General features: G+C 69.2%; 14 protein-coding genes and 1 pseudogene. 10 read left to right on the top strand and 5 right to left on the bottom strand.

All coding sequences use genetic code 11. The annotated features are described in order from the left end of the window. Positions 1–71: 71 nt before the first annotated feature. The gene (locus tag IL992_RS38520; RefSeq protein ID WP_193208238.1) at positions 72–689 is read left to right on the top strand and encodes a TetR/AcrR family transcriptional regulator; all 618 of its coding nucleotides are present in this window, start codon (positions 72–74) and stop codon (positions 687–689) included. 69 nt (positions 690–758) lie between these two features. Beyond that, positions 759–1,337: an NADAR family protein gene (locus tag IL992_RS38515; RefSeq protein WP_193208237.1), complete on the top strand. Its 579-nt coding sequence runs from the start codon at positions 759–761 to the stop codon at positions 1,335–1,337. 96 nt (positions 1,338–1,433) lie between these two features. Here IL992_RS38515 and IL992_RS38510 read toward each other — a convergent pair whose 3' ends face one another. Next, positions 1,434–2,405 (bottom strand): GlxA family transcriptional regulator, encoded by a 972-nt coding sequence (locus IL992_RS38510; RefSeq protein ID WP_193208236.1) that lies wholly within the window; start codon positions 2,403–2,405, stop codon positions 1,434–1,436. Between the two features lie 72 nt (positions 2,406–2,477). Between IL992_RS38510 and IL992_RS38505 the strand changes: the two genes are divergently transcribed. After that, entirely contained in the window at positions 2,478–3,683 is a 1,206-nt protein-coding gene (locus IL992_RS38505; RefSeq protein WP_193208235.1) for an MFS transporter, read from the top strand. A 412-nt stretch (positions 3,684–4,095) separates the two neighbouring features. Here IL992_RS38505 and IL992_RS38500 read toward each other — a convergent pair whose 3' ends face one another. Continuing rightward, a complete protein-coding gene (locus IL992_RS38500; RefSeq protein ID WP_193208234.1) occupies positions 4,096–4,926 on the bottom strand; it encodes an enoyl-CoA hydratase/isomerase family protein in 831 nt (276 codons plus the stop codon). 123 nt (positions 4,927–5,049) lie between these two features. Between IL992_RS38500 and IL992_RS38495 the strand changes: the two genes are divergently transcribed. Beyond that, complete coding sequence (locus IL992_RS38495; RefSeq protein WP_193208233.1) at positions 5,050–5,433, top strand: winged helix-turn-helix transcriptional regulator; 384 nt, start codon at positions 5,050–5,052, stop codon at positions 5,431–5,433. A 170-nt stretch (positions 5,434–5,603) separates the two neighbouring features. Here the strand turns inward: IL992_RS38495 and IL992_RS38490 are convergent, their stop codons facing one another. Together IL992_RS38490 and IL992_RS38485 are read right to left on the bottom strand one after the other, a co-directional pair. Next, complete coding sequence (locus tag IL992_RS38490; protein WP_193208232.1) at positions 5,604–6,716, bottom strand: ABC transporter substrate-binding protein; 1,113 nt, start codon at positions 6,714–6,716, stop codon at positions 5,604–5,606. Between the two features lie 91 nt (positions 6,717–6,807). Next, a complete protein-coding gene (locus tag IL992_RS38485; RefSeq protein ID WP_193208231.1) occupies positions 6,808–7,665 on the bottom strand; it encodes a helix-turn-helix transcriptional regulator in 858 nt (285 codons plus the stop codon). Between the two features lie 149 nt (positions 7,666–7,814). Here IL992_RS38485 and IL992_RS38480 point away from each other — a divergent pair, with 149 nt between their 5' ends. Both IL992_RS38480 and IL992_RS38475 read left to right on the top strand, forming a co-directional pair. Next, positions 7,815–8,732: an NADP-dependent oxidoreductase gene (locus IL992_RS38480; RefSeq protein WP_193208230.1), complete on the top strand. Its 918-nt coding sequence runs from the start codon at positions 7,815–7,817 to the stop codon at positions 8,730–8,732. 643 nt (positions 8,733–9,375) lie between these two features. Further along, positions 9,376–10,842, top strand: coding sequence for an MFS transporter (locus tag IL992_RS38475; RefSeq protein ID WP_193208229.1), 1,467 nt, complete (start codon positions 9,376–9,378; stop codon positions 10,840–10,842). Between the two features lie 96 nt (positions 10,843–10,938). Here IL992_RS38475 and IL992_RS38470 read toward each other — a convergent pair whose 3' ends face one another. Further along, positions 10,939–11,700 carry a class I SAM-dependent methyltransferase gene (locus IL992_RS38470; RefSeq protein WP_193208228.1) on the bottom strand — a complete coding sequence of 254 codons (762 nt, stop codon included), beginning with the start codon at positions 11,698–11,700 and terminating at the stop codon, positions 10,939–10,941. 518 nt (positions 11,701–12,218) lie between these two features. Between IL992_RS38470 and IL992_RS38465 the strand changes: the two genes are divergently transcribed. From IL992_RS38465 to IL992_RS38450, 4 genes and pseudogenes are all read left to right on the top strand, one after another. Next, positions 12,219–13,985, top strand: a complete 1,767-nt coding sequence (locus IL992_RS38465) for a ricin-type beta-trefoil lectin domain protein (protein WP_319019094.1) — start codon at positions 12,219–12,221, stop codon at positions 13,983–13,985. 295 nt (positions 13,986–14,280) lie between these two features. Beyond that, positions 14,281–15,306, top strand: coding sequence for a LacI family DNA-binding transcriptional regulator (locus tag IL992_RS38460; protein ID WP_193208227.1), 1,026 nt, complete (start codon positions 14,281–14,283; stop codon positions 15,304–15,306). A gap of 637 nt (positions 15,307–15,943) precedes the next feature. Further along, the gene (locus IL992_RS38455; protein WP_226874589.1) at positions 15,944–17,209 is read left to right on the top strand and encodes a lectin; all 1,266 of its coding nucleotides are present in this window, start codon (positions 15,944–15,946) and stop codon (positions 17,207–17,209) included. Positions 17,210–17,314: 105 nt separating this feature from the next. Further along, positions 17,315–17,515, top strand: a pseudogene (locus IL992_RS38450) (PHB depolymerase family esterase); the annotation flags it as partial.

The raw sequence follows: 17,515 nt of genomic DNA, 5'->3' as shown, positions 1-17,515 counted from the left end.
ATTTTTCGTCACTGTATCCTGACGGCAACCGTTCAGCAATAGTCCCGTGAAGATCAGGAAAGGCAGGCTCGGTGAGCGCGACGCCAACGTCACCGGGGCGCCCCCGCGACCCCGACGTCGATCGACGGATCGCCCAGGCGGCCCTGGAGGTGTTCGGCGAGGCCGGCTGGGCCGGCTTCGCGATGGAGACGGTCGCCCGGCGTGCCGGCGTCGGCAAGGCCTCGCTCTACCTGCGCTGGAACAGCAAGGAAGCGCTGCTGACCGATGCGCTGACGGTCGGCCTGCTCCGGGTCAACGACGTCGACACCGGTACGCTGCACGGCGATCTGGTCGAACTGGCGACGCAGATGCTCGATCTCTACGCCGGCGAGAGCAGCCGGGCCGCGCTCCGGATCACCCTGGAGGCCCCGGCGATCCCAGGCGTGGCCGAACATTTCGAGACGATGCGGCGAGACCAGATCCTGGCCGCACGCGCCATCGTCCGCCGCGGCATCGCCCGGAACGAGATACCTGCCACCGCCTCGGTCACCTTGCTGCTCGACACTCTTACGGGCGGAGCGATGATGCACGCGCTGAGCACACCGCCGGGCGAGCAGGAGACGCTGGCCCGCGACACGGCCGGCCACGCGCGACGGCTCGTCGATTTCCTGCTCAACGCGGTCACCGCCCCGGCGGCGGACCGCGAATGATCAACCGCCGGTCGGGGACGACGGCATAACCGGATGCGTGGGTGAGAGCGCCTGTGGCACGGTGTGGGCATGTCCGAGCAAATCGTGCTGCCGCGCAGCGTGGACGAGGCGGTCGCCGCGGAGCAGGCCGGCCGCGCTCTTCGCTACCTGTACTTCTGGGGCCACCGGCCCGCCCGGGACGGCGGCGTCGGTCCCGGCTGCCTGTCGCAGTGGTGGCCGGTCACCTTCACCGAGGACGGCCACACCTTCGCCTCCGCAGAGCACTACATGATGGCGCACAAGGCCTGGCTGTTCGGCGACACCCAGGCCGCCGGACAGATCCTCGCCGCCGGTCACCCCGGCGAGGCCAAGAAGCTCGGCCGTACCGTACGCGGCTTCGACGAGCAGGTCTGGAACGCCCACCGGTTCGGCATCGTGGTGCGCGGCAGCATCGCCAAGTTCGGCCACAACCCCGAGCTGCGGCACTACCTGCTCGCGACCGCCGGCCGGGTCCTGGTCGAGGCCAGCCCGTACGACCGGATCTGGGGCATCGGCCTGACCGCCGGCGACGAACGCGCCGCCTCCCCCTCGACCTGGCAGGGGCTCAACCTGCTCGGCTTCGCCCTGATGGCGGCCCGCGACGCCCTGCAGACCGGGTCGTCGTCGTAAGGACCATCAGCTGACCGAGGCCGCTGCGACGCAGAACTCCTTGCCCTGTGACATGGGCCCCATGGCCGTGATCGCGGCGGGACCTGCCAGGGATCTTCAGCGGAAGGAGCGGCGGTAGGCGGCCGGGGTGGTGCGCAGGGCGGTGTGGAAGCGGCGCCGGAGGTTGACCGCCGAGGAAAGGCCGACGCGGGTGGCGATGGTCTCGACGGGCAGGTCGGTCTCCTCCAGCAGGGCGCGGGTGGCGGCCAGGCGGCGCTCCAGCAGCCACCGGGCGGGTGGGACGCCGAGTTGCTCGGTGAACTGGCGGGTGAGGGTGCGAGGGGAGACGCCCGAGTAGGCGGCCATGTCCTTGACGGTGACCTGCTCGGAAAGGCGCGAGAGGAGCCATTCGAGCAGGGGGGCCAGGGAGTCCGGCATCGGGCCGGTGGTGGGGAGCGGGGGGTACTGGCGCTGGCAGCCCTCGCGGTGCGGACCGGCGGCGAGCTGACGGCCGATGCGCATGGCGTGGGCCGCGCCGTACTCCTGGAGGACCTGGTGAAGGCAGAGGTCGAGGGTGGCGGCCGAGGCTCCGGCGGTGGCGACGTCGCCGTGGTCGACGTAGATGACCGTGTCGTCGGGGATGACGCGCGGGTGGCGGGCGGCGAGGTCGCCGGACAGTTCCCAGTGGACGGAGGCGCGGCGGCCGTCCAGGAGGCCCAGGGCGGCGGGGATGAAGATTCCGGCGCAGACGGCGACGATGCGGGCGCCTCGGGCATGGGCTTGGGCCACCGCGTGGAGTACGGCGGGTGAGGGGGTGAGGGTCCAGCTCGCGATGACCACGGTGTCGGCGCCGTCGAGGGCTTCGAGACCGCTGTTCACCTGGATGGGGACGCCGAGGGTGGTGGGGAGTGAGCCGGGGTGTTCGGCGCACAGGCTGAAGCTGTAGTGCTGGGGGATGTCGGGGCCGTGGTAGCCGAAGACCGCTGAGGCGGAGGTGACCGGGTAGAGCTCCTGGTTCGGGGCGACCAAGGCGACCACACGATGCGGGTTGAGGGGCGTCGGGGGCGTTTCCGGGCAATCCAGGGGCATGGCGCAAATGTACCCAATGATGTCATTTGGGACACCGGTGCTCTGATCTGCAAAAATCCAGAATTGGGGCTCATGTGGACGAGGAACTTCACCCTCTACTTCGGGGCCCGCACGATCTCGCTGTCCGGTGACGCCATGATGCCCGTCGCCTCGGCGCTGGCGATCGGGAAAGTCTATGGGATCGCGGGCGTCGGCTACGCGCTCGCACTCTGGACCGCGGCGGCCGTGCTGGTCATGGTGTTCGGCGGGGTTGCCGCCGACCGGATCGGAGCCCGGCGCTTGATGATCGGCGCGGACGTGGTCAGGGTCGTCACCCAGGGGGTCGTGGCCGTCGCCTTCCTGGGTGGTGCTCCGCCGTACGCCCTGTTGCTGGTGATGGCGTTCTTGTCGGGCACGGCCGCCGGGCTGTTCGAACCGGGCGTCAACGGCATGGTCCCCCTGGTCGCCGAAGATTCGCAGCGGGCCAACGCGACGCTGAAGATCGCCGAGGCGGTCACTCAGCTGGCGGGTCCCGCACTGGCCGGAGTCCTCATCGTCGTCGCCGGGCCGGTCGTCGTCTACACGGTGGACGCCGCGACGTTCCTGGTCAGCGGGGTGTGCCTGCTGCTGGTCCGGGTCACCGTACCCAGGCCGGAGCCCTCCGACGTGCTGAGCGACCTGCGCAGGGGGTGGGAGGAGTTCAGGGCCAGGAGCTGGATGTGGTCGGTCATCCTGGTCTGGGTGTTCTGGGGCGTTCTGGTGGTCGGGCCGTACGTGCCGCTGTCGTCGCAGGTCATCGGGGCCGACTACGGCTGGGTGATGGCGGCGCTCGGCCTCGGCACCGTGCTGGGCGGGCTGGTGGCGATCAGGCTCAGGCCGCGCAGGCCGCTGGCGGCCGGGGCGGTGGCGCTGAGCGGGTACGTGGCGGTGCCGCTCACGGTCGCACTCGGGCTGCCGCTGCCGCTGCTGATGGCCGGACACCTGCTCGGGGGGTGCGCGTTGGCGTTCTGGTCGGTGATGTGGTCGACCAGCGTGCAGACGCAGGTCGCGCCGGACGTGGTGAACCGGGTCAACGCCTACCAGGTGGCCGGGTCGGTCGCGGGCATGGCAGTCGGACAGGCGCTGGCCGGTCCGGTCACCGCGCTGGTCGAACCGCGCGCCTTCATGCTGGGGTCGGCCCTGGTGACGGTCGGCGTGGTGGCGGCGCTGCTGTTGATCAAGCCGGTCAGGCGGCTTGGGCGGGAACCTCAGAAGGCCGGAGGCCGGTCGATCTCGGTCCCGGCCGGCTTGTCGACGTAGTTGGTCATCCTCTGCAGGGCGAGAACTGTGGCAGTACTCGTTTGATCACTGTCCGCGATAATCGGGGCGTATCGGTTTCCAGGAATCGCCTGCTTAGGCGGCGATACGTTGGTGGTCTTGTCGTGAACCCCGAGGGCTTGAGCGATGACCGGGGGCGGGACGGGGCCGGCAGGATGAGCTGGCGCAGGGCTGCAGAGCGAACCGACCCTTCAGGTCAGGTCCCACAGCCGCACCCTCCCGTCGTGGCCTCCAGTGACGGGGCCGTCAGATCAACTCCTGACATACCAAGCCTGCACGAGGCCGAAGTAACGGCAAACGACGGTTGCCCGACAGGCCGCCGACCCGGCCCCTGACGGCCCGGCCTCACTTCAGGTGCCGCGCGAAGGACCGGGCCGCGTCGTCCCTCCGGGCCCTAACCGGCCAGTCGCCGGAGGAGGCCCTCCAGATCGCGTTCGCCGTCGGGGGTCTGGGCGCCATGGGCCAGTCCGTCGCGGATCAGCTCTGTGGCCACAGGGCGAATGATCTGTCCCGTCCAGGCGTCGTTCTCCCGCAGGAGCCCCTCGGCCAGGTCCTCCGGAAGAATGGCGCGCTTGGCCGCTGCGATCACGCCCTCGGGCAAGGCGGCGATGTTGCGGGCGAGCCGGTCGACGACGTCGTCGAGTTCATCGGCGGGGACGGCCCGGTTGACCCAGCCGTAGCGCTCCGCGGTCTTGGCGTCGTACAGGTCGGCACTCAGCACCGCCTCCAGCGCGCGGTTGCGGCCGACCCTGGTGGCGAGATACTGCGTGCCACCTCCGCCGGGCACGATGCCCATGAGGGCTTCGATCTGGCCGATCCCAGCACGGCCGATCGCCGCGAACGTCATGTCCGCTGCGGCGACGAACTCCGCCCCGCCGCCGCGCGCCATCCCGGCGAGCTTGACGATGGTCACCTGGGGCTGGCGCCGCAGCAGTTCCCCCAAAGCCTGGAAAACGTTGACACCATCCGGAAGGTCTTGCGCGAACTCGTCCAACGCGTCCGGCGTGTCACCAAGCGACATGTCGACGTGGGCGATGAAGAACTCGGGATTGGCACTGTCGAACACGATGACCCGAACCGAGTCGTCGTCCCGCAGCGCGGTCAGCAGGCGCCGGAGGTCGCCCATCAGAGCGACGTCCAAGACATTGACGGGTGGATTGTCGAGGGTGACGCGGGCGATGCCGGCTTCGCGGCTCACCCGCAGGGTCGTGTAGGCGTCGTTCATGGAGATCCCCGATCCGTATCTGAAGTGCATCTAGGTTCCCGATGCATACTTACGATGTGGCGGCGAGCGACCAGCCGTCAATAACGCACTTTCGGCATCTCAAGGATCGCGAAGGATACCGATATGGCCATTCCCGAAGCCGGCACCTCAGCGGACATCGTCTACCGGGCCGACTGCCCCAGCCGCCCCATCCTCGACCAGATCGCCGACAAGTGGTCGATGATGGTGATGGCGGTCCTCAACGAGCCCAGGCGGTTCAACGAGATCAAGCGCCGCCTTGAGGGCGTCACCCAGCGCGTCCTGACCCAGACCCTGCGCCGCCTGGAGCGCAACGGGATGATCGCGCGCCGCGTGCTACCCACCTCGCCGGTCGGGGTCGAGTACTCACTCACGCCGCTCGGCGAATCGCTGCGCGAGCCGTTCGGCCGGTTGTACGACTGGACGGTCGACAACGCGGACGAAATCCAGAGGCATCAAATGGAGTACGACCGACGCATTCAGAGCTGAGAACCTGATGTGCATGCCCTGCATGCGCGAGTTCTGGCGCATCACGGGTGGCGAGAGACGATGATCGCGCCACGGACGGCCCTTGCCGTCACCAACCCGTGATCATTTGTCAGGCAGGCTCTAGCGCCGGCTGCCCCGCGATAGTCCGAGAATGCGAGGGCCATGCTCTCTCATCCGGCGTGGAGGATCCGAAAGCGATCCGGTTCCGCCGGATCTCGATCAACGACGTGGATCGGCGTCCAAGCCCATTGCCAAACGCTGATGCCTGGCGTGCGGGAGAACCGGATCTGCCCACGGGTGCCTTCGACCGCGACGCCCGGCCAGGATTCGGCAATGCGCGCCCGGTCCCCGCCGTGAGAACTCAGCACATCGGCGAGGACGGCGATCGTGTCGTAGCCCTCGAAGGCGACGAAGGAGGGCGCTTCGGCCAGCCGCTCGCGGAGGGCCGTCTCGACTCGTGCACCGAGTGGGCTGAGGAGCTCGGGCAGGTAGCGCAGGAACGGGATCGCGGTGCCGTCGTCGCCCAGCAACGTCGCCCATTCCGCGAACTCCGGTTGTCCGGCCGGGGCGCCGATCATGATCTCGGCGAGGCGCCGGTGGCGGCGTACAGACGTGACGATCGACACCGCCGGCTCCGGGTGGCCGACCAGAAGAAGCAGGGCTGTCGCGCGATTCTCAACGAGTTCGTCGCAAACGGCCGTGGGGGCGAGCGCGCGCATGTCGAGTTCGATGACGGTGCCGCCGCGGGGAGCGAGGTAGTCCCGCAGAATGCGGGCCCCGGATGCCCAGTAGACACTCGACTCTGCTGCTACGGCGATTCGACTGTGGCCCGCGCCGAGGAGGAAGTCCGCGTAGATCTGCCAGCCGTGGGACTGCGCCGGGGCGAGGCGCGCGACCCATTCCGTCGGCTGTTCGGTGAGCGCGTCGAGAACCGCCGACGAGCAGAGGAACGGCAGGCCGAGGGCGTCGGCCCTGGCGGCGGCGGCGCGAGCGACGACGCTGTGATACTCCCCCGCCAGGGCGGCCACGCCCAGGCGAGCCAGTTCGTCTACGGCCGCCGCGGCCCTCTGTGGATCGGCCGCGGTGTCTCGGACCACCAGCTCGAGTGGTCTTCCGGCGATCCCACCGGCGTCATTGACCTCGCTGACGGCCAGCTCGAGTCCAGCGAGCAGGTGCCGGCCTGCCTCGACCCAGCCAGGCCGGGTCAGCGGAACGAGAGCGCCGATCTGGACGGATGACCCGTCAGTCCGCTCCGCTCCAGGTGGCGACGGGGGCGTATTCATGCGGTTGCGTCTCCCGTTTTACGGATGTGGTGCCATCTTGGCCGGATCTCTGAGGGGCAAGGCACGGGGCGTCTTTTGAACGTTCGTCCACTCAGGTGCGCGTCGCGGCGGTGTCGTGCCGGTGCTGCGGGCCGAGCACGCGCAGCATGTCCAGCGCGTCGGTGCCGCCGGGCGGCGGGGTGAAGACCCGCAGTCGCTGGTCCGCCGCGGGCGTCGCCAGCACCTCGCAGTCGAACTCGATCCTGCCGAGCTCGGGATGCGTGAGCCGGTACGGGTGTGACCTGCGCACCGCGACCTCGTGCCGGTCCCAGAGCGCCGCGAACTCGGCGCTGGCCGCGCGGACCCGGCTGACAAGTGTGCGGGATGCCGCGTCGTCCCCGCGGCGGGCCACCGCGGCGCGCAGGTCGGCGACCAGCTGCCGGGCGTGCTCCTCGTGCTCCTCGGCTGCGAAGCGGCTCCGCACGTCCGGGTCGGTGAACCAGCGCAGCACGATGTTGCGGTCCTCCTGGGCCACCGTGCACACGCACCCGAACAGCGCCTGCGCCATGTCGTTCTGTGCCAGCAGGTCGCCCAGATCGCTCAGGACCTGCACCGGAACGCTGTCCAGCCGGTCGAGGAGGTACAGCATGCTCGGCCGCAGGTACTCCCCGGCCCGCGCCCCCTCCGGCGGGCGGTGCCCGGCGAGCAGGTACAGGTGGTCCCGCTCGTCGATGGTCAGCCGCAGCGCGCGCGTCAGCGCGGCCAGCACCTGAACCGAGGGCTGCGGGCTCCTGGCCTGCTCAAGCCGCATGTAATAGTCGGCCGACATCCCGGCGAGCGCCGCGACCTCCTCGCGGCGCAGTCCCGGCGTACGCCGCCTCGGTCCCTCGACCAGTCCGACGTCCCGTGGCGCCAGCCGTTCCCGGGACCGGCGCAGGAAATGGGCGAGGTCGTCGCGGTGAATCCCCATATCGGCAGTGATATCACCGTTCGTCAAACACGTCCTGGGACCGTCGATCCTAGGGAGACCGCTCCGTTCCTGAGCCGTCGATGACGGAGGCATAGTCGCGGTGTGGCCGTCCACGGCCCATCCGAACGAGGAAGAGCGGATATCACACGATGAAGGCAGTACGGTTCCACGAGTACGGCGAGATCGATGTGCTTCGGGTGGAGGAGGTGGAGCGTCCGGTGCCCGGCCCCGGGCAAGTGCTGGTCGAGGTCCGCGCGGCCGGAATCCAGCCCGGCGAGGTGATGATCCGGAAGGGCGCACGGCACGACCGCTGGCCGGCGACGTTCCCCTCCGGACAGGGCAGCGATCTGGCCGGCGTCGTGGTGGAGGTCGGTCCGCAGGTGCGTGGCGTCGCGGTGGGCGACGAGGTCCTCGGCTTCACGCACAACAGGGCAAGTCACGCGGAGTATGTCGTGGTCGACGACGTGCAACTGACCCCGCGTCCGGAAGGGTTGTCCTGGGACGTGGCCGGATCGTTGTACGTGGCCGGCACGACCGCATACGCCACCGTGTTCGCGGTCGACCCCGGACCGGCCGACACGGTCGTCGTGTCCGGTGCGGCGGGCGGCGTCGGGTCCCTTGCCGTGCAGCTCGCACGGCGGCGCGGCGCCACGGTGATCGGGCTGGCGAGCGAGCCGAACCACGCCTGGTTGAAGGATCGCGGCGTCGTACCGGTCGAGTACGGGGAGGGTGTGGCCGAGCGGATCCGGCAGGCCTCCGGCGGGAACGTCGACGCCTTCATCGACACGTTCGGCGACGGCTACGTGGATCTGGCGGTGGAGCTGGGCGTGCGGCCCGAGCGGATCAACACGATCCGCGACTGGCAGACCGCGGCCAAGGTCGGCGCGCTGACCTACGGAGAAGGCGCGGCGGCGTGCGCGGTCGTGCTCGGCGAACTCGCCCGGCTCGCCGCACGCGGGGAACTCGAGGTGCCGATCGCCCGCGTCTACCCGCTGGAGCGGGTGCGGGACGCGTTCCGCGAGCTGGAACGCGGGCACACGCACGGCAAGATCGTGCTCCGGCCCTGACCGGGGAAGGCAGGGCCGGGTGCACTCCCGACCGGCACCGCGTCGAGGCCTCACGAAGCAGATCCGGGTGTGCGGGTTGGCCGGTTCCGGGGTCACGGTGGTGCCGCGGATGGTGTCTCAGCGGCCGTAGTCCAGGAACAACGTGCCGTTCTTGCCCCGTTCGACCTCGAGCAGCACCTCCACGACTGGACGTCGTCGCCCTCGAACACCCGCCTGCCGTGGCCCACAACCGCCGGTGCGACGACCATCCGCGGTTCGTCGACGAGCTGGGGGGCCGTCGTGGTGTGGATTGGTCCGCATGGCCGACGAGACTCCGGGCTCGCTGACCGGCTGTGCCATGGAGCTGCGCCGGCCCACGTCGTGTACCCGAGTTCCTGGATATCGCTCCAAAACGTCGGCAAAGGTTGCGGCCAGAGTTTCCCGCACCGGCGCGACGCCTCGTCCAGGCCGGGGAGTGGACGAAGAGAGGCGAGGTGATCCTGTCATCTCGTCCAGCTTGACCTGCTTCCTTTCCTACGAGCATCGAGCGGCCGGGCAGGAGCCTGGACTGCGGATTCGCGGCCAGGCCGGCTGCGAAGCCTCTCTCACTCCGATTGACCTGCCTGCGACTGTCCGCGTTCCTGCGACCCGGTGATGGAGCAGCATGTCCGCGAAACCAGGGGGTTGGGTGCGTGCGGCGGTCGACTGGGCCGTGCGGTGGGTGACCGCTGCCGTGGGAGGCCCGGCGCGCTTCCAGGTCATCGCCGTCCTCGCCTGCGTGCTGGCGCTCGACGCGGCGGACAAGGGAACCGTGGGAGCGGTGGCGGTGGAGCTCAAGGAGAGTCTGGGCATCACCAATACCGAACTCGGTTCCTTGACCGCGGTGTCGTCGGCCTCGGCCGCCTTGGCTGTCATACCCGTGGGTGTGCTGACCGATCGAGTACGGCGGGTCAGGCTCCTGGCCGCCAGCGTCGTGCTGTGGGTGCTGGCGATGCTGGCCGGCGGCGTGGCGGATTCGTACCAGTGGCTCCTGCTGTCGCGGCTGGCGCTCGGCGCCGTGTCGGCCACGGCCGGGCCCACGCTCAGCTCCCTCATCGGCGACTTCTTCCCGCCGGGTGAACGAGCCCGCGTCTACGGGTTCATCCTCAGCGGAGAGATGCTCGGCGTCGGACTCGGCCTGCTGGTGGGTGGCAATCTTGCGCACCTGCTGTCATGGCGTGCCGCGTTCTGCCTGCTCGCGCTGTTCGGGATCCTCCTCGTGATCGTGATCGCGCGTAAGCTTCCCGAGCCGACGCGCGGCGGCCAGGGACGGCTGCGTCCGGACGGGCACCGTCCGGACGCGGAGCGGGATTCCGGCACGTCACCGAGCCGGAGCGATGCGGTGCACTTCGCCTTAACGGGCCGCGGCGTCGAACCCGACCCTGGGCTGATGCTGCGGCGAGACCCCACGCGGATGTCGATGTGGGAGGCGGCCCTCTACGTCCTGCGGATACGCACGAACGTCGTGTTGATCACCGCGTCCGCGGTCGGATACTTCTTCTTCGCCGGCCTGCGAAGCTTCGGCGTGCTCTTCGTCGACCGGCAGTACGGTCTCACCGCGGCGGCGGTCACGGGCCCGGCCGTACTCGTCGGTTTCGGTGCCCTGGCGGGCGTTCTCAGCGGTGGGCGGATCGCCGACCACCTTGTTCGCCGTGGTCGTCTCAGCGCGCACATGATCGTTCCCGCGGTCGCCTACCTGACCACCGCCGTGTTCTTCGTCCCGGCTCTGCTGACGACGTCGACGGCGACGGCGTTGCCGTTCTTCCTCGTCGCCGCCGGGTGCCTTGCCGCCGCCAATCCCCCGCTGGACGCCGCACGCCTCGACGTCGTCCACTTCCGGCTCTGGGGACGCGCGGAAAGCATACGGACATTCCTTCGAATGGGCGCGGAGTCCATCGCCCCCGTGACCTTCGGATTCCTGGCCGACGTCCTCGGCTCGGGCGGCGCCACGAGCGCGCGGGGCCTGCAGTACACCTTTCTGATCATGCTCGCGCCCCTGATGGCGAACGCGATCATCCTTCTCCACGGCAGGCACTCCTATCCCCGCGACGTCGCGACAGCGGCCGCCTCCGAGAAGCCCCGCGTGCGGTGACCCGTCCCGGCAGGAGAGCCGGCTCCCCCGACCGGGGCGGGCCGCAAAGCGCCGACCGCAAGCGCGCCCTTTCTGCGGACAGCATCACGGGCACCGTTACCAGAGTCGTTCGAGCGTGAGCAGGAGGGCAGGTTCTGCAGGCGCCGGCGCGCCGGGATCCGCGGCGACGGCCTGCTCCAGGCGGCGGAAACCGGCCGCCAGTTCGTCGGGAGTGAAGTGGGCGAAGACCGAATGGGTGCGCAGGCGCAGCCGTTCGAGCATCTCGCCGCGCGTGCCGGAGGACGGCTCGGTGACCGTGCCGAAGCCGGCGACACGCCAGCCGGCCGCCGTGAACGTCTCGATGACCTCGTGCAGCGGCTGGAACATCGAGGCGTCCACCTCGAAGCCGCGGGGGAAGTACTCCAGCCACCAGATCCTGGGCATGTGATCGCTGAACCCGGAGCGCAGTAGCAGCCGCCCGGCGGGCCTGAGCGCCCTGGCCAGTTCGCGGGCTGCCCGCGGCTTGTCCTGGACGTGGTGCCAGGCCTGCAACATGACAGCGTAGTCGGCGCTGCCGGACGGCACCGGAATGTCCTCTGCGGAGCCCGCCAGATATCGCACACCGGGATGCCGGGACTGCGCCTGCGCTGTCTCGCGCATGCGTACCGACGGCTCGACGCCGATCACCGGCCCGAACGCTCGCGCCAGCGCAGGGGTGAACCTCCCGGTCCCCGAGCCGACGTCCAACCCGGCCAGCGGACGCCGCTCGGGCAGGAGAGCTCCGAATGCGCTGATCCATGCCTGCAGTTGCTGCTCGGTGAGCGCGCGGCCGCGCGCGTAGTCCTGGTATTGCTCCGAGTTGTAGTCGATCCGCCTCATCGCAGCCCCTTTCGCCTGCGGTCTCCGGTAGGTGTGCAGCCCCGCAGGCGGCCGACCGGAACCAACGTGACCTGGGCCGTGCACTCTGCCGTTTCGATGTATCGCTCCGATACATCGGCAAGATACGTACGCGGCGCGCTCCGGCGCAAGGCTCCAAACCCGCCAGCCGTAGCGAGTGATCACCTGGGAGGGGCATCCGTGCGTCCAGGGATGTTCGGAAACGCAATTCGCGAATCGATTCGAAGCAAGTCTTGAACTGGAAGTTTCATGCCCGACCCGTAGAACCTCCGCAGATCCAGGTGTTCGGACATATGCCCTTCACATGCCGGACACATGCGATTGACACGCCTTCCCGCCAAAATCTAACCTATTGGCGAATCGATTCGACCACGTCGCCTGCGTTATAGGCCGCTCTTTCGCTTCACCCGACCGACAGACGGCGACGCCACAGGGTCCAGGACAAGGCCCGGCTCGTCCTGCGATCCCCACCACCCCCCTTTCCGTCGAAGGAGTCACGAGTGAACATCGCCTTGAGTCGGCGGCATAGCCGCCGCCGCGGTCTGGCCGCCCTCTTCTCCGCCGCGGCCCTCGTCGTCGCGTCCGTCCTCGCGACCGCCGCGCCGGCCCAGGCCGCCGACGAGTCCATCACCGTCGACTTCTCAGTCGCGGGTGGTTCCCCGACCTACCGAGCGTCGGGGTGGATCTACGGCATGACCGAGAACGCGGCCGCGCCCCCGGACAACTACTTCACCGACGTGAAGTTCCGGTACATGCGGGCCGGGGGCGCCCAGCTCGACAGCCCCGGCGGCTGGGTGTCCGGCAAGTACGACCGCCGGTGGAACGCCACCCGCGCCCAGTTGCTACGCACTCGGTCACTGGGCGGCCAATTCGTCCTGCTCGTCCATGATCTATGGGGCGCCGACGGCTACCCGATCTCCCGCTTCCCCGGCGACAACGGCAACTGGACCGACTACGACAACTTCCTCACCCGCCTCATCGACGACGTGCGGGCCACCGGTGCGCCGGTCCAGTGGGACATCTGGAACGAGCCCAACATCACCCTGTTCTGGAACCGCCCCCAGTCGCAGTACTTCGAGATGTGGAAACGCGCCTACCAGCGCATCCGCGCCGCCTTCCCCTCCCACCTGATCGTGGGCCCCAGCTGCGCCTGCGTGCCGTCCACCGGCGGCTGGTGGACGCAGTACCTCGACTACGTCAAGGCCAACAACGTCGTCCCCGACATCGTCAGCTGGCACTCCCTGCCCGGCGACCCGGTGGCCAACGTCGCGACGGCCGACACCACGCTGAACTCCCGCGGCATCGCCCACCCGCGCCCCTACCAGATCAACGAATACGGCGCCTCCAACGAGCAGAACCCGGCCGACGGCGCCTGGTACATCGCCCGGCTGGAGCGGGCCGGCGCCGACGGCCTGCGCGCCAACTGGGCCGGCGGGAGCAACCTGCACAACGACCTGGCCAACCTCCTCACCCACAACTCCTCCGGCCAGTACTCGCCGAAGGGCGAATGGTGGGTCTACCGCTTCTACGGCTCCCAGACCGGACAGATCGCCTCCGTCACCCCCAGCTCCAACTACGACGCCTTCGCCACCAAGACGAGCGGGAACGCGAAGATCCTCGTCGGCGGCGGCCGCACCACCGGCAACATCGCCGTCAATCTGCAGCGCCTGGACACCACCAGCGGCATCGTGCAGAACAACCAGGTCCGCGTTCTCGTCGAGCGCATCCCCTACAACGGCGGCGGCGCGGTCCAGGGACCGGTCACCGTCCAGAACACCGTGGCGACCCTGTCCGGCAACGGCACGACCGTCAACCTGCCGCACACCGCCGTCGACGACACCTTCACCATCACACTCCTGCCGCCCTCGAGCGGCGGGGAGTCGACGTCGGCGTTGCGCAACGTCAACGCCGGCCGCTGCCTCGACGTGCCGAACCTGTCGCAGACGAACGGCACGCAGCTCCAACTGTGGGACTGCAACGGCCAGACCAACCAGCAGTGGACGTACACCTCCTCGCGGCAACTGCAGGTGTACGGCACCAAGTGCCTGGACGCCGAGGCCGCCGGAACCGCGAACGGCACGAGAGCGATCATCTGGGACTGCAACGGCCAAGCCAACCAGCAGTGGAACGTCAACGCCGACGGCACCATCACCGGCGTGCAGTCCGGCCTGTGCCTGGAGGCGAGCAACTTCGGCACCTCGAACGGCACGAAGGTGCAACTGTGGTCCTGCACCGGCACGACCAGTCAGAAGTGGACCCGAAGCTGACCCGGTGACGGGCGGGCGCCGACCCGCTTCGCCCTGACCGCCACGCCGGTCGGACGTGCGGCACACGTCCGACCGGCGTCCGGCCTTGCGGGCCCCACGGGCTGCACACAGGACCGCTCGCTTGACGAGACGCGATCCTCCCCTCTCGGCTTCGAATCGGTTCGTAAGACCATGGATCCACAGACTCCGCACGTCAACGGGGTCGAGCGGAACGCCGTACGGGTCGCGATCGTCGTTTCATGCGCTCGATTCGACTTACGATGTGCATATCGGTCGGATCAGGTGAGGAGCGCCGGTGAATATCGGGGAGATCGCCAAGCGGTCGGGTGTGGCGCGCAGCACCGTCTCGTACGCGCTCAGCGGCAAGCGCCCCGTGTCGGAGGAGACACGCCGGCGCATCCAAGCGGTCATCGACGAACTGGGCTACCGGCCCAACGCCGCCGCCAAGGCGCTCAAGGAAGGCAGGACCCACACCATCGGCCTGGTCATCCCTCCCGCCAGCCGTCGCCTGACCGACATGCAACTCGGCTTCGTGGCCAGCGTCGTCGACGCCGCTGCACGCGCCGACCTGGACGTCCTGTTGTCACCGTCCGGGGGCGAGCACGACCGGTCGTTCGAGCGCGTGGTCGGCGGCAGACGCGTGGACGGCGTCATCGTCATGGAGATACGGCTGGAGGACGACCGGGTCACCCGCCTGCGGCAGGCCGGGCTGCCTTTCGTCGGAATCGGCCGCACCAGCCGCGCCGAGGAGATGTCCTGGGTGGACATCGACTACGAGAAGCTGATCGCCAACTGTGTGCATCACCTGGCCGACCTCGGCCATCGCCGCATCGCCCTGGTCAACCGCTCGGAGGAGCTGGTGGCGGCCGGGTATGGTCCCGGTCACCGCGCCCAGGCCGGCTTCACGCGCGCGATGACCGAGCGCGGTCTCGACGGCGTGCAGACGTGCTGCGCCGACGACGCCCAGTCGGGGGTGTCCTGCGTCGAGCGGCTCCTCGGCGAGCACCCCGACCTGACCGCGATCGCCACCATCAACGAGGCCGCCACCCCGGGGATGTACCACGCGCTCGCCCAGGCGGGCCTGGTCGTGCCCCGCGACTTCTCCATCGCCGGCGTCTGCGCGCGCCACTGGGCGGAGAACCTGCACCCTCCGCTCACGGCCGCCGACGTCCCTGCGGATGAGCTCGGTGCCCGCGCCGTCGAGATGCTCATCCGGCTGATCGCCGATCCCGCCACCCCGCACGGCCATCTCCTGGTCGCGCCGCCCATCTCCCTGCGTGGCACGACCGGACCCGCCCGCGCCCGGGATCACCGTTCCTGACGGCTGAACGTAAGCCCGGGCCCGCCGCGCCGCCACGGCGGTAGCTGCCGCCCGCCACCGGCCCCGGAGGAGACGACACTCCGGGCAGTCAGCCGGGAAACCGCCGCGAAACATGTCAGGGCCGAGGGCGGATCGTTTCCTGGATTCTCAAGAGAGACTCCGGCCTTCATCTGGTGTTTCCTCCGATCCTTCGGGGGAAATTTCGTCAACCCCGGCAGAGCGGTTCTGCCGGCTCATCGCCGCCATATAGGTGTCGGTGAAAGTTTCATCCCCGCACCCCGCAGCGATCGGGCCTCGCCCTCGTCGCAGCAGATGACGCGCCCGGGCAGATTGGGGAGCCAGGCGGTGAGAGGCGGGAGCCTTGACGTGAGGTCGGCCGTCGTATTTGCTCCGCCGCACCACCACCTCATGTCAGCACAGAGAGAGGGCTCGTCCTGTAGACACAAATGTTAACGCTAACAGAATTGGTCCGGATCCGGGATTTCCGAATCAGGGCCCGCCTCTGCGGCACAGGCCGAGTCCGGACCACACGGACGACGGCCGCCTCCCCTAGGCACGGATCAGGCTGCACGGGCGGCCACCCGCATGTGAGCGATAACAGCCCACGGTCTGTCCCACACTCTCCCCAGGAGCATCCATGAAGATCACATCCCTTCTGCGCCTGGTCGGCGCCGGAGTCACCCCTCGCAGCCGGCTCGGCGGAAGTAGGCCGGAATTCCGCCATAGGCCGAACCGGCCGCATCGCCTTCCGACGGATGGAGGGCTGTCCCTGCGTACGTGGAGACGTTGGTCGATCGCGGCGCTGCTGGCCGTGGTCGTGGCGATGGCGGGCACGCTGGTGGGGACGGGTGTCGCCCTCGCCGAGTCGAACGGCGGGGTGCGGGTCATGCCGCTGGGCGACTCGATCACCGAGGGCACACAGGTGCCGGGCGGTTACCGGATCGGGCTGTGGCAGCGCCTGGCCGCCGGCCGCTACACGATCGACTTCGTCGGGTCGCAGTACAACGGGCCCGCCAGTCTGGGCGACCACGACCACGAGGGACACCCCGGGTGGCGGATCGACCAGATCGACGCGAACATCACCGGCTGGCTGCGCACCTTCACCCCGCGTACGGTGCTGCTGCACATCGGCACCAACGACGTGCTGCAGAACTACAACCTGTCCGGCGCGCCGCAGCGGCTGTCCACGCTGATCGACCACATCACCGCCGCCGCGCCGAACGCCGAGGTGTTCGTCGCGACCATCATCCCGCTGTCGAACTCCGGCCAGGAGGCCGCCGCCCGCACCTTCAACGCGGCCATCCCCGGCATCGTGCAGTCCAAGGTCAGCAGCGGCAAGCACGTCCATCTGGTCGACATGCACAGCAAGCTGACCACCGCCGACCTGATCGACGGCGTCCACCCGACCGCGACCGGCTACGACAAGATGGCCGCCGCCTGGTACGCGGCGCTCCAGTCGGTGCCCGGCAGCATCGGGCAGGGCCCCGACACCAGCCCCAGCCCGTCGCCGACCTCCTCCACCAGTGCCATCCGGGGGGTGGGGTCGGGCCGCTGCCTGGACGTCACCGGCGTCTCGCAGGCCAACGGCACCCAGGTGCAGATCTGGGACTGCAACGGGCAGAGCAACCAGCAGTGGACGCTGACCAGTGCCGGTGAGCTACGGGTCTACGGCGGCAAGTGCCTCGATGTGAACGGCGGCGGCACCGCCGACGGCAGCAGCGTGATCATCTGGGACTGCAACGGGCAGAGCAACCAGCAGTGGCGCTTCAACTCCGACGGCACCATCACGGCGGTCGGCGCGAACAAGTGCCTGGACGTCCCCAACTACTCGACCGCCAACGGCGTCAAGCTCCAGATCTGGTCCTGCAGTGGACAGGCCAACCAGCGCTGGACCCGCGTCTGACGGTGAGGTTCCTGCCGTGGTCGCCTTCGCCGAAGGCGACCACGGCCGCGTCCATTACGGAGTCTGCCGGACGGCTCACTCCAAGACCCAACATGAGGAAACAGCGTGAGACAAAGACTCAGAGCGGTACTGGCGGCCGTCGCCTTACCTCTGGTGGTGGCGGGCATTTTTCTCGGGGTCCGGCCCGCCGCGGCGGCGTCGCTGACCCGGGTGACCGGTTTCGGCACCAACCCGACGAACCTGAACATGTACCTCTACGTGCCCGACAGGGTCGCGGCACGGCCCGCGCTGCTGGTCCTGGTCCAC

The sequence above is a fragment of the Microbispora sitophila genome (assembly GCF_014892245.1).
GTDB classification, from domain to species: domain Bacteria; phylum Actinomycetota; class Actinomycetes; order Streptosporangiales; family Streptosporangiaceae; genus Microbispora; species Microbispora siamensis.
Note: the sequence above shows the minus strand (reverse complement) of the source record. Positions and strands in the feature narration are given on the sequence as shown.